Source organism: Janthinobacterium sp. GW821-FHT03C10, assembly GCF_059420865.1.
Genome location: NZ_JBWKUN010000005.1, coordinates 526622 through 539014, shown reverse-complemented (window position 1 = coordinate 539014; position 12393 = coordinate 526622). Strand labels below are relative to the sequence as shown.

At 55.7% G+C, this 12393-nt stretch carries 22 protein-coding genes; all 22 read right to left on the bottom strand.

Going from position 1 to position 12393, the window contains the following annotated elements; all coding sequences use genetic code 11:
- Positions 1-21 precede the first annotated feature (21 nt).
- The 22 genes from dsbD to rplP all read right to left on the bottom strand — a co-directional run bounded on the left by dsbD (position 22) and on the right by rplP (position 12391).
- Positions 22-1971: a protein-disulfide reductase DsbD gene (gene dsbD, locus AC07VH_RS19535; protein ID WP_494787458.1), complete on the bottom strand. Its 1950-nt coding sequence runs from the start codon at positions 1969-1971 to the stop codon at positions 22-24.
- Between the two features lie 158 nt (positions 1972-2129).
- Positions 2130-2522 carry a 50S ribosomal protein L17 gene (gene rplQ, locus AC07VH_RS19530; protein ID WP_034753219.1) on the bottom strand — a complete coding sequence of 131 codons (393 nt, stop codon included), beginning with the start codon at positions 2520-2522 and terminating at the stop codon, positions 2130-2132.
- 133 nt (positions 2523-2655) lie between these two features.
- Positions 2656-3633 (bottom strand): DNA-directed RNA polymerase subunit alpha, encoded by a 978-nt coding sequence (locus tag AC07VH_RS19525; RefSeq protein ID WP_008444343.1) that lies wholly within the window; start codon positions 3631-3633, stop codon positions 2656-2658.
- A 111-nt stretch (positions 3634-3744) separates the two neighbouring features.
- Positions 3745-4368, bottom strand: a complete 624-nt coding sequence (gene rpsD / locus AC07VH_RS19520) for a 30S ribosomal protein S4 (protein WP_038496998.1) — start codon at positions 4366-4368, stop codon at positions 3745-3747.
- Positions 4369-4626: 258 nt separating this feature from the next.
- Positions 4627-5031: a 30S ribosomal protein S11 gene (rpsK, locus tag AC07VH_RS19515; RefSeq protein ID WP_010394475.1), complete on the bottom strand. Its 405-nt coding sequence runs from the start codon at positions 5029-5031 to the stop codon at positions 4627-4629.
- A 17-nt stretch (positions 5032-5048) separates the two neighbouring features.
- Entirely contained in the window at positions 5049-5414 is a 366-nt protein-coding gene (rpsM, locus tag AC07VH_RS19510) for a 30S ribosomal protein S13 (protein ID WP_046681666.1), read from the bottom strand.
- Between the two features lie 14 nt (positions 5415-5428).
- On the bottom strand, positions 5429-5542 hold the full coding sequence (gene rpmJ, locus AC07VH_RS19505; protein WP_010394471.1) for a 50S ribosomal protein L36: 114 nt from the start codon (positions 5540-5542) through the stop codon (positions 5429-5431).
- Between the two features lie 42 nt (positions 5543-5584).
- Positions 5585-5803, bottom strand: a complete 219-nt coding sequence (gene infA / locus AC07VH_RS19500; RefSeq protein ID WP_005663428.1) for a translation initiation factor IF-1 — start codon at positions 5801-5803, stop codon at positions 5585-5587.
- 18 nt (positions 5804-5821) lie between these two features.
- The gene (secY, locus tag AC07VH_RS19495) at positions 5822-7156 is read right to left on the bottom strand and encodes a preprotein translocase subunit SecY (RefSeq protein WP_010394438.1); all 1335 of its coding nucleotides are present in this window, start codon (positions 7154-7156) and stop codon (positions 5822-5824) included.
- A gap of 32 nt (positions 7157-7188) precedes the next feature.
- Positions 7189-7620 (bottom strand): 50S ribosomal protein L15, encoded by a 432-nt coding sequence (gene rplO / locus AC07VH_RS19490; protein ID WP_034753211.1) that lies wholly within the window; start codon positions 7618-7620, stop codon positions 7189-7191.
- A gap of 30 nt (positions 7621-7650) precedes the next feature.
- Positions 7651-7830 (bottom strand): 50S ribosomal protein L30, encoded by a 180-nt coding sequence (gene rpmD / locus AC07VH_RS19485; RefSeq protein ID WP_010394435.1) that lies wholly within the window; start codon positions 7828-7830, stop codon positions 7651-7653.
- 10 nt (positions 7831-7840) lie between these two features.
- On the bottom strand, positions 7841-8359 hold the full coding sequence (gene rpsE / locus AC07VH_RS19480; protein ID WP_010394433.1) for a 30S ribosomal protein S5: 519 nt from the start codon (positions 8357-8359) through the stop codon (positions 7841-7843).
- A gap of 9 nt (positions 8360-8368) precedes the next feature.
- On the bottom strand, positions 8369-8731 hold the full coding sequence (rplR, locus tag AC07VH_RS19475; RefSeq protein WP_010394431.1) for a 50S ribosomal protein L18: 363 nt from the start codon (positions 8729-8731) through the stop codon (positions 8369-8371).
- Positions 8732-8744: 13 nt separating this feature from the next.
- Positions 8745-9278 carry a 50S ribosomal protein L6 gene (gene rplF / locus AC07VH_RS19470; RefSeq protein ID WP_475413740.1) on the bottom strand — a complete coding sequence of 178 codons (534 nt, stop codon included), beginning with the start codon at positions 9276-9278 and terminating at the stop codon, positions 8745-8747.
- Between the two features lie 10 nt (positions 9279-9288).
- Positions 9289-9684 carry a 30S ribosomal protein S8 gene (rpsH, locus tag AC07VH_RS19465; protein ID WP_071325662.1) on the bottom strand — a complete coding sequence of 132 codons (396 nt, stop codon included), beginning with the start codon at positions 9682-9684 and terminating at the stop codon, positions 9289-9291.
- Between the two features lie 14 nt (positions 9685-9698).
- Positions 9699-10004 (bottom strand): 30S ribosomal protein S14, encoded by a 306-nt coding sequence (rpsN, locus tag AC07VH_RS19460; RefSeq protein WP_010394423.1) that lies wholly within the window; start codon positions 10002-10004, stop codon positions 9699-9701.
- 2 nt (positions 10005-10006) lie between these two features.
- Positions 10007-10546, bottom strand: a complete 540-nt coding sequence (rplE, locus tag AC07VH_RS19455; RefSeq protein ID WP_010394421.1) for a 50S ribosomal protein L5 — start codon at positions 10544-10546, stop codon at positions 10007-10009.
- Between the two features lie 6 nt (positions 10547-10552).
- Complete coding sequence (gene rplX / locus AC07VH_RS19450; protein WP_010394419.1) at positions 10553-10867, bottom strand: 50S ribosomal protein L24; 315 nt, start codon at positions 10865-10867, stop codon at positions 10553-10555.
- Positions 10868-10876: 9 nt separating this feature from the next.
- Positions 10877-11245, bottom strand: coding sequence for a 50S ribosomal protein L14 (rplN, locus tag AC07VH_RS19445; RefSeq protein WP_008444317.1), 369 nt, complete (start codon positions 11243-11245; stop codon positions 10877-10879).
- Positions 11246-11498: 253 nt separating this feature from the next.
- The gene (gene rpsQ, locus AC07VH_RS19440) at positions 11499-11771 is read right to left on the bottom strand and encodes a 30S ribosomal protein S17 (protein WP_010394415.1); all 273 of its coding nucleotides are present in this window, start codon (positions 11769-11771) and stop codon (positions 11499-11501) included.
- Positions 11768-11959: a 50S ribosomal protein L29 gene (rpmC, locus tag AC07VH_RS19435; protein ID WP_010394412.1), complete on the bottom strand. Its 192-nt coding sequence runs from the start codon at positions 11957-11959 to the stop codon at positions 11768-11770. Before rpmC ends, rpsQ begins: the two co-directional genes overlap by 4 nt.
- Positions 11960-11971: 12 nt before the next feature.
- On the bottom strand, positions 11972-12391 hold the full coding sequence (gene rplP / locus AC07VH_RS19430) for a 50S ribosomal protein L16 (RefSeq protein ID WP_034753201.1): 420 nt from the start codon (positions 12389-12391) through the stop codon (positions 11972-11974).
- Positions 12392-12393 lie beyond the last annotated feature (2 nt).

Below are 12393 nucleotides of genomic sequence, written 5' to 3'. Positions count from 1 at the left end.
GACCTACCCGACCTGCCCGTCCTACTCGTCGAGCTTGCGCAAGGAAGTCAGGAAGGTGGCAGCGTTCTGGAAGCCGATCACGCGCGACTGGACGATCTCCTGCCCCTGCGGGTTGAACATGATGATGCCCGGCGGGCCGAACAGCTGAAAACGTTTCAGCATGGCTTTGTCATCCGCATCATTGGCCGTCACGTCCACCTGCAGCAGCACGGCTTGTCCCATCTTCGCGCGCACGGCGGGATCGACGAAGGTCAGTTTTTCCATCTCGATGCACGACACGCACCAGTCCGCATAAAAGTCCAGCAAGGCCGGCTTGCCGTTCAACTGGGCCAGCGCCGCATCGAGCTGCGCCACGGTCTTCACGCGCGTAAACGGTTGCGCGTGGGCCTGGCCGCCACCGAGGTGCGCCAGCGGCGCCAGCGGGTCGCGGCCGCCGCTGGCCACGCCCACCAGCTGCATCGCGCCCAGCACGGCAAACACAAGGCCGAAGGCCTTGGCCACCCAGGCGTGTTGCGCGCCGCTCTTACCCACCAGCAAATACATGCCATAGCCGACGAACAAGACCGTCCAGCCCAGCATCTGCACGGCGCCTGGCAGCACGGGCGAGACCAGCCACCAGGCCACGCCCAGCTGCAGTACGCCAAAGAAGCGCTTGACGGCGTCCATCCACGCGCCGGCGCGGGGCAGCAAGGTACCGGCCGACACGCCGACCAGCAGCAGAGGCACGCTCATGCCCACCGCCATGGCAAACAAGGCGCCGCCGCCGATGACGACGTCGCGCGTCTGGCTGATGTACAGCAAGGCGCCGGCCAGCGGCGCGGCCACGCAGGGTCCCACGATCAGGGCGGAAATGGCGCCCATCACGAACACGCCCGCCAGGCGGCCCGACGATTGCTGGTTCGATACGCTCGTCAGCTTGCCTTGCAGGAAAGCCGGCACTTGCAGCTCATACAAACCGAACATCGACAGCGCCAGGCCCGCCATCAACAGGGCAAAGAAGCCCAGTACCCACGGGTTTTGCAGTTGCGCCGCCAGGCCTTCGCCCGCCAGGCCGGCCGCCACGCCCAGTGCCGTGTAGACGATGGCCATGCCCAGCGCGTACGTCAGCGACAGCAGCAAGCCGCGCGAGCGGCTGACCTTGGCGCCATCGCCGATGATGATCGACGACAAAATCGGCACCATCGGAAGCACGCACGGCGTAAACGCCAGGCCCAGGCCCAGCAGCATGAACAGGGGCACGATGACGAGCAACTTGCCACCCTTTAAAGCCGCTTCGATCTTGCCCATCTCGCTTTGCGCGGGCGCGGCGCTTGCCGCCACGGGGGCCGCCGCGGCCGGCTCGGGCGTGCTGGTGATATCGGCCTGGGGAATGCTCAGCACGGACACGCCGGGCGACGCCTGCGCCTGCGGGCCGTTGACGGCCGCCGTGTCGACTGCCGGCGCGGCCGGCAGGGCGAATTTCGACGGCAGGCCCGTGCCGGGCGCCACGCTCTGGCCGCCGCCACCGCCCACCAGCTGGGCTGTCGCATCCTGCGGCGCATAGCACAAGCCCTTGTCGGAGCAGCCCTGTCCCGTCGCCTTCAGGGTGAACGCGCCGGCCGCCTCGACGGGAATGGTGATCGTCAGGATCTTGCGGAAGGTTTCCACGTTCTTTTGGAAGGTGTCGTCGAACTTGACCTTGCCGGCGGGATACACGGGTGCGCCCAGTTTGGCGCCCACGACCTCGAACTTGAAGCGCTCGTGGTACATATAGTAGCCATCGGCGATCACGTAGGTGACGGCGATGGTGGACGGATCCTGCATGCGGGCGGAAAACTTGAAAGCCAGTTCCGGATCGAGGAATTCATCGTCGGCGCGGGCATGACTGGCGCCGAAGACGGCCATGGCCAGCAGCAAACAGGCGGCAAGCCAGATCAGCAGTTGATGTAGTGGAGCGGCGCGCGCGGAGGCGCTGGAGGGGAAACGGGACATGAACTACCTTTTCGACCATTCGACGGAGGACGCGCGGAGCAGGCAGCGCTTGTGCCGGGCCGGCGCGAAAGAAGAATAGTACACCGCAGCAAGGATAGCTGCAGCAGAAAACAAAAAAGCCAGGCTAGGCCTGGCTTTCTCAGATGCAATTACCGGGATTACTCGCCAGCAACTTCAACTGCTTCGGTCGTATCTGGACGATCCATCAGTTCAACGAACGCCATAGGAGCGTTATCGCCGACGCGGAAACCCATTTTCAGGATACGCACATAACCACCGTTACGGTTGGCAAAACGTGGGCCCAGTTCAGCGAACAGTTTGACGACCATTTCGCGGTCGCGCAGGCGGTTGAAGGCCAGACGCTTGTTTGCCAGGGAGTCGGTTTTGCCCAGGGTCAGAATTGGCTCGACAACGCGGCGCAGTTCTTTTGCTTTTGGCAGGGTGGTCTTGATCGCTTCGTGACGCAGCAGCGATACTGTCATGTTGCGCAGCATTGCCAGACGGTGGGACGAGGTACGATTCAGTTTACGGAGGCCGTGACCGTGACGCATGATAAATCCTTTCGGTGAGTGTTTAAATCCAGTTCTTCGATCAATGAAACCTGGGCTTCATCGCGGACCGGTTTGGTACTTCAAAAATAAAAGCCTGGGACACCTGTCCCAGGCAGTTTGCTACGACTACGAATTACTTTTCCAGGCCGGCAGGCGGCCAGTTTTCCAGCTTCATGCCCAAGGTCAAGCCGCGCGATGCCAGCACTTCCTTGATTTCGTTCAGGGACTTGCGGCCCAAGTTTGGCGTTTTCAGCAGTTCGTTTTCCGAACGTTGGATCAGGTCGCCGATGTAGTAGATGTTTTCCGCTTTCAGGCAGTTCGCCGAACGCACGGTCAACTCCAGGTCGTCGACTGGACGCAACAGGATAGGATCGACCAGCGGAGCGCGCGATGGCGCTTCGGCGGCAGCTTCCGTGCCTTCCAGGGCAGCGAACACATTCAACTGGTCCACCAGGACGCGGGCCGACTGGCGGATCGCTTCTTCCGGCGAGATGACGCCGTTGGTTTCGATGTTGATGATCAGCTTGTCCAGGTCGGTACGCTGTTCAACGCGGGCCGATTCAACGAAGTACGATACGCGGCGCACTGGCGAGAACGATGCATCGAGGATGATGCGGCCGATGGTCTTGTTCGTGTCTTCCGACAGGCGACGCACGTTACCAGGAACGTAGCCGCGGCCTTTTTCAACCTTGATCTGCATGTCCAGCTTGCCACCAGCGGTCAGGTGGGCGATCACGTGGTCAGGGTTGATCAGTTCGACGTCATGCGGCAGATCGATGTCGGAGGCCAGGATCGCGCCTTCGCCTTCTTTTTTCAGGGTCAGGGTTACCGAATCGCGGTTGTGGACTTTGAAAACCACACCCTTCAAGTTCAGCAACAGATCGACGACGTCTTCTTGCACGCCATCGAGGGAGGAATATTCGTGGACGACGCCGGCGATCGTCACTTCGGTCGGCGCGTAGCCCACCATCGACGACAGCAGAACGCGGCGCAACGCGTTACCCAATGTGTGGCCATAGCCGCGCTCGAACGGTTCCATCACGACCTTGGCGTGACCTGCACCGAGAGCTTCAACATCGATAATACGTGGCTTCAACAAACTGTTTTGCATGAAATGTCCTTTTCAATACCCTCGGCTCATTACACCGATAAGGCTGATGGCATTAGTGAAACGCCCACTTTACAAAAGCAAAGTGGGCGGAGATCTTGCTACTGACTACTATTAACGCGAGTACAGCTCGACGATCAGCGATTCGTTGACGTCGTTAGCGATTTCGTTACGCTCTGGCAGGGACTTGAAGGTACCTTCCATTTTCTTGGCATCAACCGAAACCCAGCTAGGCATGCCAACTTGTTCAGCCAGCGACAGTGCTTCAACGATACGCACTTGCTTTTTCGATTTTTCACGAACAGCGATGATGTCGCCAACTTTGACCGAGTACGAAGCGATGTTCACAACGATACCGTTCACGGTGAACGCTTTGTGGCTGACCAATTGACGCGCTTCAGCGCGGGTCGAGCCAAAGCCCATGCGGTAGCAAACGTTGTCCAGACGCGTTTCCAGCAACTTCAACAGCGTTTCGCCGGTGTTGCCTTTACGACGGTCTGCTTCAGCGAAGTAGCGGCGGAATTGACGTTCCAGCACGCCGTACATGCGCTTGACTTTTTGCTTTTCGCGCAGTTGGTTACCGTAGTCCGAGGTGCGGGCGCCGGATTTGACACCGTGCTGGCCTGGCTTGACGTCCAGTTTGCACTTGCTGTCCAGCGAGCGACGGGCGCTCTTCAGGAACAGGTCTGTACCTTCACGGCGGGAAAGTTTTGCTTTAGGTCCGATATAACGTGCCACGATACTTCCTTTTTTTAAATGATAACGCCCCAGCCACATGCATGATCAAACACACTGATGCGGTTAGGCGCTAGTCTGATTTGGTTTCAATCAGACGGTGGCTGAAAACGAAAAACCCGTCAAACAGGATTTGACAGGCAAGAACAGCCGGGCAGTATAACCGTTTCCGGCTCCCTGCTCCAGCGTTTTCACACAACTGTACTGAGTTACAACAGACAGCAAAGCAGCTGGCGCCGAAGCGCCCTCTGCAACACTATCTTAGATACGACGACGTTTCGGTGGACGGCAACCGTTGTGCGGTACCGGCGTCACGTCCTGGATCTCGGTGATCTTGATGCCCAGGTTGTTCAGCGCGCGAACGGCGGATTCACGACCAGGACCTGGGCCCTTGATACGCACTTCCAGGTTCTTCACGCCACACTCAACAGCCACTTTACCAGCGGCTTCCGCGGCGACCTGCGCTGCGAACGGGGTCGATTTACGCGAACCCTTGAAGCCTGCACCGCCGGAGGTAGCCCACGACAAGGCATTGCCTTGACGATCGGTGATGGTAATGATGGTGTTATTGAACGAAGCGTGGACATGCGCGATGCCTTCAGCGACGTTCTTTTTAACTTTTTTACGCACGCGTGCTGATGCGGCGTTATTTTGCGACTTAGCCATAATTATTCCCTAGCGGATTATTTTTTCAGCGATTGAGCGGCTTTACGCGGTCCCTTGCGGGTACGTGCGTTCGTACGCGTACGCTGGCCACGGCAAGGCAGACCCTTACGATGACGCATGCCGCGGTAGCAACCCAGATCCATCAAACGCTTGATGTTCATGGACAGTTCACGACGCAGATCGCCTTCGACGATGAATTTACCTACTTCATCGCGCAGTTTTTCCAGTTCGCTGTCATCCAGATCTTTGATCTTTTTGTTGGTTGCTACACCGGTCGATGCACAGATTTTCTCTGCGCGTGGACGGCCCACACCGTAGATGGCCGTCAGGCCGATAACGGTATGCTGATGATTTGGGATATTAACCCCTGCAATACGTGCCATTTGTTATTCCTCGATTAACCTTGACGCTGCTTGTGACGTGGTTCCACGCAGATAACGCGGACTACGCCTTTGCGCTTGATGATCTTGCAGTTGCGGCAGATCCGCTTGACTGATGCGAGAACTTTCATTTTTGGGCTCTTTCTTTCGCTTCTTTGGTTTGATTCAGTGTGTTACTTGGTACGGAACACAATGCGGGCTCGGCTCAGGTCGTACGGCGTTAACTCCACCGTCACCTTGTCTCCAGGGAGAATGCGAATATAATTCATCCGCATTTTACCTGAAATATGCCCGAGCACCACGTGTCCGTTCTCCAGCTTCACTCGAAATGTTGCATTTGGGAGATTCTCAAGAATCTCGCCCTGCATCTGTATGACGTCGTCTTTTGCCATTCGGTATGTTTACCGCGCTTAACGCGTCGGAATTCCGCCCTTGAAATTTGCTTTGCGCAGCAGCGAATCATATTGCTGCGACATCACGTAGTTCTGTACTTGCGCCATGAAATCCATGGTGACAACTACAATAATCAATAAAGAAGTACCGCCGAAATAGAATGGTACTTTCCACTGGGCTTGCATAAATTCCGGCAATAAACACACCAGGGTGATGTAGACTGCGCCGGCAAGTGTCAAGCGTGTCAGGATCTTGTCGATGTAACGGGCTGTCTGCTCGCCTGGACGGATCCCGGGAATGAACGCACCGCTTTTCTTCAAGTTATCCGCTGTTTCCTTGCTGTTAAATACCAGCGCTGTATAGAAGAAACAGAAAAACACGATCGCCACTGCGTACAACAGCGCATGGATAGGCTCACCAGGCCCCATCGATGCTGCCAAATCTTTCAAGAACCGCACCGCAGGGTTAGCGTTGTCGGCGCCCTTTGAAAACCAGTCCACGATAGTGGCCGGGAACAAGATGATCGAAGAAGCAAAGATCGGCGGGATCACGCCGGCCATGTTCAGCTTCAACGGCAAATGGCTGGTTTGACCGCCATAAATCTTGTTGCCTACCTGGCGCTTCGCGTAATTGACCAATATTTTGCGCTGACCACGTTCGACGAATACGACGAAGTACGTTACCAGTGCTACCAGGATCACGATGAAAATCGCGCTGAAGCTGCCGATCGAACCATTCGACACCTGGGTGAACAAACCACCCAACGCCGACGGCAGACCTGCTGCAATCCCGGCAAAAATGATGATCGAGATGCCATTCCCCAAGCCACGCTCGGTAATTTGCTCACCCAACCACATCAAAAACATTGTTCCGGTCAACAAAGTGACGACCGTCACGAAGCGGAATGCAAGACCAGGTTCCAACACCAGACCAGCTTGCGACTCCAGTGCGACTGCAATGCCTAACGCTTGGAACAGTGCCAGGGCAACCGTGAAATACCGGGTGTACTGGGTGATCTTGCGACGACCTGCTTCGCCTTCTTTTTTCAACGCTTCCATCTGCGGTGACACGATCGACAGCAATTGCATGATGATCGAGGCCGAGATATAAGGCATGATACCCAGCGCAAACACTGTAAAACGAGACAAGGCACCGCCCGAGAACATGTTGAACATGCCCAGGACGCCGCCTTCGTGCTCCTTGAACAGCGAGGCTAATTGTGTCGGGTCAATCCCGGGAACCGGGACGTGAGCACCGATACGATAAACCACCAATGCGCCAAGCAAAAACCAGAGCCGTCCCCAAGGGAAACCGGCCGCTGCACTTTTAGCAAGTTGTGGATTAGTCGCCAATTTTCGCTCCGATCAAGCTGTTAGCGGTCAACTCAGGCTACCGAGCCGCCGGCTGCTTCGATGGCGGCTTTCGCGCCAGCGGACACTTTCAAGCCCTTCAAATTCACCGCTTTGGTGATTTCGCCGGACAAGATCACGCGCACGTCACGGGCCAACACGCCCAGAACGCCAGCTTGCTTCAAGACCAGAATGTCGACATCGCCAACAGCCAGGTTGTTCAGATCGGACAGACGCACTTCAGCTTTGAAGGTGGCGTGCATCGATTTGAAACCGCGCTTAGGCAGACGGCGTTGCAGAGGCATCTGACCGCCTTCGAAACCGACTTTATGAAAGCCGCCCGAACGCGATTTCTGACCTTTGTGACCACGACCCGAGGTTTTACCCAGGCCGGAGCCGATACCGCGACCGACGCGACGCTTGTAGTGCTTAGCGCCTTCGGCTGGTGCAATAGTATTCAATTCCATGATTTGCTCCGTTCGTGTAAGCCCGAAGGCTTACCCGACAACTTTAACGAGATACGATACTTTATTGATCATGCCGCGTACGGATGGGGTGTCTTGCAATTCGGAAACCGAATTTACACGACGCAGACCCAGACCGCGCACGGTAGCGCGATGCGATTCGCGCGTACCGATCAAGCCCTTGACCAATTGCACTTTGACTGTGTTTGTCATTTTGTCCACCTTAAGCCAGAATGTCTTCGACCGACTTGCCGCGCTTGGCAGCGATATCGGAAGCAGTGCTCATTTTCGACAGGCCGTCCAGCGTAGCGCGTACCAGGTTGTATGGGTTGTTCGAACCGGTGGATTTCGCCACCACGTCCGTCACGCCCATCACTTCGAAGATAGCGCGCATTGCGCCACCAGCGATAACGCCAGTACCCGGCTTGGCTGGGTTCATCAGGACCTTGGAGGCGCCGTGACGACCAACAACCGTGTGATGCAAGGTACCGTTTTTGAGCGGTACTTTGATCAGGTTGCGACGGGCTTCTTCCATTGCCTTCTGCACGCCCACTGGCACTTCTTTCGATTTGCCCTTGCCCATGCCGACGCGGCCATCGCCATCACCAACTACGGTCAGCGCGGCGAAACCCATGATACGACCACCCTTGACCACTTTGGTCACGCGGTTGATCGCGATCATTTTTTCGCGCATGCCATCATCCGGCTTGTCGCTTTGCATTTTTGCTTGCATTTTTGCCATGATTGATCCTTAGAACTTCAGACCGGCTTCGCGTGCGGCTTCTGCCAACGCTTTCACACGGCCGTGGTAACGGAAACCGGAGCGGTCGAACGCAACTTCGGTAATTCCTGCTTTCAACGCTTTTTCAGCGACGCGCTTGCCGATCAAGGCTGCAGCAGCGGCATTGCCGCCTTTGCCGGATTGGCCTGCCAGTTCAGCGCGAACTTCCGCTTCAGCCGTCGAGGCCGAAACCAGGACTTTAGCGTCCGGGCTGATCAGGTTGGCGTAAATGTGCAGGTTGGTGCGATGCACCGACAAGCGATTTACTTTCAATTCCGCAATCTTGATGCGGGTTTGGCGTCCGCGGCGAAGCCGTGATTCTTTCTTATCCATCGTCAGCCCCTAATTACTTCTTCTTGGTTTCTTTAAGCTTAACCACTTCGTCCGCATAGCGAACGCCCTTGCCTTTATAAGGCTCAGGAGCGCGGTAAGCACGAACTTCAGCGGCTACCTGGCCAACCTGTTGACGGTCGATACCTTTAATCAGGATCTCGGTCGGGGTTGGTGTTGCGCAGGTAACGCCGGTTGGCATGTCATGCACTACAGGGTGCGAAAAACCCAGGGACAGATTCAGCTTGTCGCCTTGAGCTTGCGCCTTGTAACCCACGCCTACCAGGTTCAGCTTTTTCTCGAAACCCTTGGTGACGCCAACAACCATGTTGTTGACCAGTGCGCGCAGCGTGCCGGACATGGCATTGGCTTCGCGGCTGTCGTTCGCCACGTCGAAACTCAGGGTTCCTGCATTGTTTTCCACTTTGACCAGACCGTTGAGGGCCTGGGAAAGTACGCCCAGCGGGCCTTTTACGGTGATCGCTTGTGCGGAGATGGCGACTTCGGCGCCAGCTGGCACTACGATAGGCATTTTAGCTACTCGAGACATGTGTAACTCCTTAAGCCACGTAGCAAATAACTTCGCCGCCGACACCGGTAGCGCGTGCTTTGCGGTCAGTCATGACGCCTTGCGGAGTCGACACGATCGCCACACCCAAGCCATTCATCACAACAGGGATCTCGTCTTTACCCTTGTAGACGCGCAGACCCGGACGGGACACGCGCTCCAAGCGCTCAATAACGGGACGGCCAACATAATACTTCAAACCGATCTTCAGTTCCGCCTTGCCACCAGCTTCGGCAACAGCGAAATCTTCAATGTAACCCTCGTCCTTCAGGACGTTGGCAATCGCAATTTTGACTTTCGACGATGGCATGGCCACGGTCGTTTTTTGCACGCCTTGTGCGTTGCGAATGCGGGTCAGCATATCGGCGATAGGATCGCTCATACTCATTGCATATTCTCCTATTACCAGCTTGCTTTTGTCATACCCGGAATTTCACCACGCATGGCGAATTCACGGAGCTTGATACGACCCAGACCGAATTTACGGAATGTGCCGCGCGGACGACCGGTGATGGCGCAACGGTTACGTTGACGCGTCGGGTTCGAGTTACGTGGCAGCGCCTGCAGTTTCAGGCGAGCTTCGTAGCGCTCTTCTTCCGATTTCGATTGGTCATCGACGATGGCCTTGAGAGCTTCGCGCTTAGGGGCGAATTTCGCCACCAGGTCAGCACGCTTGATCTCACGATTAATCAGTGACAGTTTGGCCATGATCAGTTCCTGAAAGGGAATTTAAAGGCGGCGAGCAAAGCTTTGGCTTCGTCATCGGTCTTAGCGGTTGTCGTGATGCTGATATTCATACCGCGCAACGCGTCAATCTTGTCGTATTCGATTTCAGGGAAAATGATCTGTTCCTTGACACCGATGTTGTAGTTGCCACGACCATCAAATGCACGGCCGTTCACACCACGGAAATCGCGTACGCGCGGCAGAGCCACGGTAATGAAGCGATCCAGGAACTCGTACATGCGAGCGCCGCGCAGGGTGACCATCGTACCGATCGGGTAACCTTCACGGATTTTGAAGCCTGCGATCGCTTTGCGGGACTTGGTGGTCACTGGCTTCTGGCCGGCGATCTTGGTCAAGTCAGCAACTGCGTGCTCGAGAACTTTTTTATCCGCGATAGCCTCACCAACACCCATGTTCAGGGTGATCTTGGTCAGGCGTGGAACTTCCATTACCGACTTGTAACCAAACTTGCTGGTCAGGTCGGCAACGACTTTTTCTTTATAGAATTCTTGGAGACGTGCCATGATTTCTTAAGCCTTCACTACTTCGCCGGAGGATTTAAAGACGCGGACTTTTTTGCCATCCACTTCTTTGAAACCCACGCGATCTGCCTTGCCAGTCGCTGCATTGAACAATGCAACGTTGGACACGTGAATTGGCATGGTCTTATCGACGATACCACCAGTTACGCCAGTCATCGGGTTTGGCTTAGTCGCTTTTTTAGCGATGTTAATGCCGTCAACCACGATATGTTCAGCATCGATACGCTGCTGTACCACACCACGTTTGCCCTTGTCTTTCCCGGTCAGAACGATGACTTCGTCGTTTTTACGAATCTTATCCATTACGACTCCTTACAGGACTTCCGGTGCCAGGGACACGATTTTCATGAACTTCTCAGTGCGCAGTTCGCGCGTGACAGGTCCAAAAATACGGGTACCGATCGGTTCCAGCTTGGCGTTCAACAGAACGGCGGCATTGCCGTCGAACTTCACCAGGGAACCGTCTTGGCGGCGAACACCTTTAGCGGTGCGCACAACCACGGCGTTATAAATTTCACCTTTTTTGACACGGCCACGTGGCGCAGCAACCTTGACGGTTACCTTGATCACATCGCCAATGCCAGCATAACGGCGCTTGGAGCCGCCCAATACCTTGATGCACATTACTTCTTTGGCACCGGTATTGTCAGCCACTTCGAGCCGGCTTTCAGTTTGAATCATAGTATTCTCTTTCCCAACTTAAGCCGAAGAATCCACACAATGTAGACCCACGGTCAGTCTTGGTCCCGCCAGAGCCGCCCTGCTGGGCTTCACTGTTTGGGTGCATGACCTTCATACATCAACTGACCGCGAATGCTACTGTCTGTGGCCAGACACTTTGCGGCGTTACATGAACGAAGCCCGCAAGTATTACATACAATTTGCGGGCCTGCAAGTACTAATTAAAACCCACCGCCGAAACGGTGGTTTTTATTTAAACGGTTGGTGCGGCTTGAACCACACGTGTCACCGTCCATGCCTTCGTTTTGGAGATCGGGCGACCTTCCTGGATCTCGACCGTATCACCGGCCTTGACTTGGTTGGTCTCGTCATGCGCGTGATACTTGTTCGAGCGCATGATGATCTTGCCATACAAAGGATGTTTTACGTGGCGCTCGATCAGAACGGTAACGGTCTTGTCCATCTTGTCCGAAACCACTTTACCGATCAGCGTGCGCTTGAGCGACTGTTTCACTGGTTCGTTCATTTGGCTTCCTTCAGATTCATTACCGTCTTCACACGCGCGATATCGCGGCGTACCTTCTTGAGCTGCGAAGTGTTGCTCAGCTGCTGCGTAGCGATTTGCATGCGCAGGCCGAACTGTGCCTTCAACAGGTCATTCAGCTCTTTTTGCAGAGCTGGCTGGTCCTTGCCGCGGAGTTCAGATGCTTTCATATACAACTCCAATTATTGGCCGACTTGGCGGATGACAAACGTCGTCGCCAGTGGCAGTTTAGCGGCGGCAAGACGGAATGCTTCCCGTGCCAGCGCTTCATCAACGCCATCCATTTCGTACAGTACTTTGCCTGGCTGAATTTCAGCGACGTAGTACTCAGGATTACCCTTACCGTTACCCATACGGACTTCAGCCGGTTTGTTCGAAATCGGTTTGTCCGGGAAAATACGGATCCAGATACGGCCACCGCGCTTGATGTGACGCGTCATTGCACGACGCGCCGCTTCAATTTGACGCGCAGTGATACGACCGCGCGCAACTGCCTTCAGACCGAATTCGCCAAACGACACGGCGGTGCCGCGGCTGTGCGAAATACCGGTATTACGGCCTTTCTGCTCTTTACGATACTTTCTGCGTGCTGGTTGCAGCATGA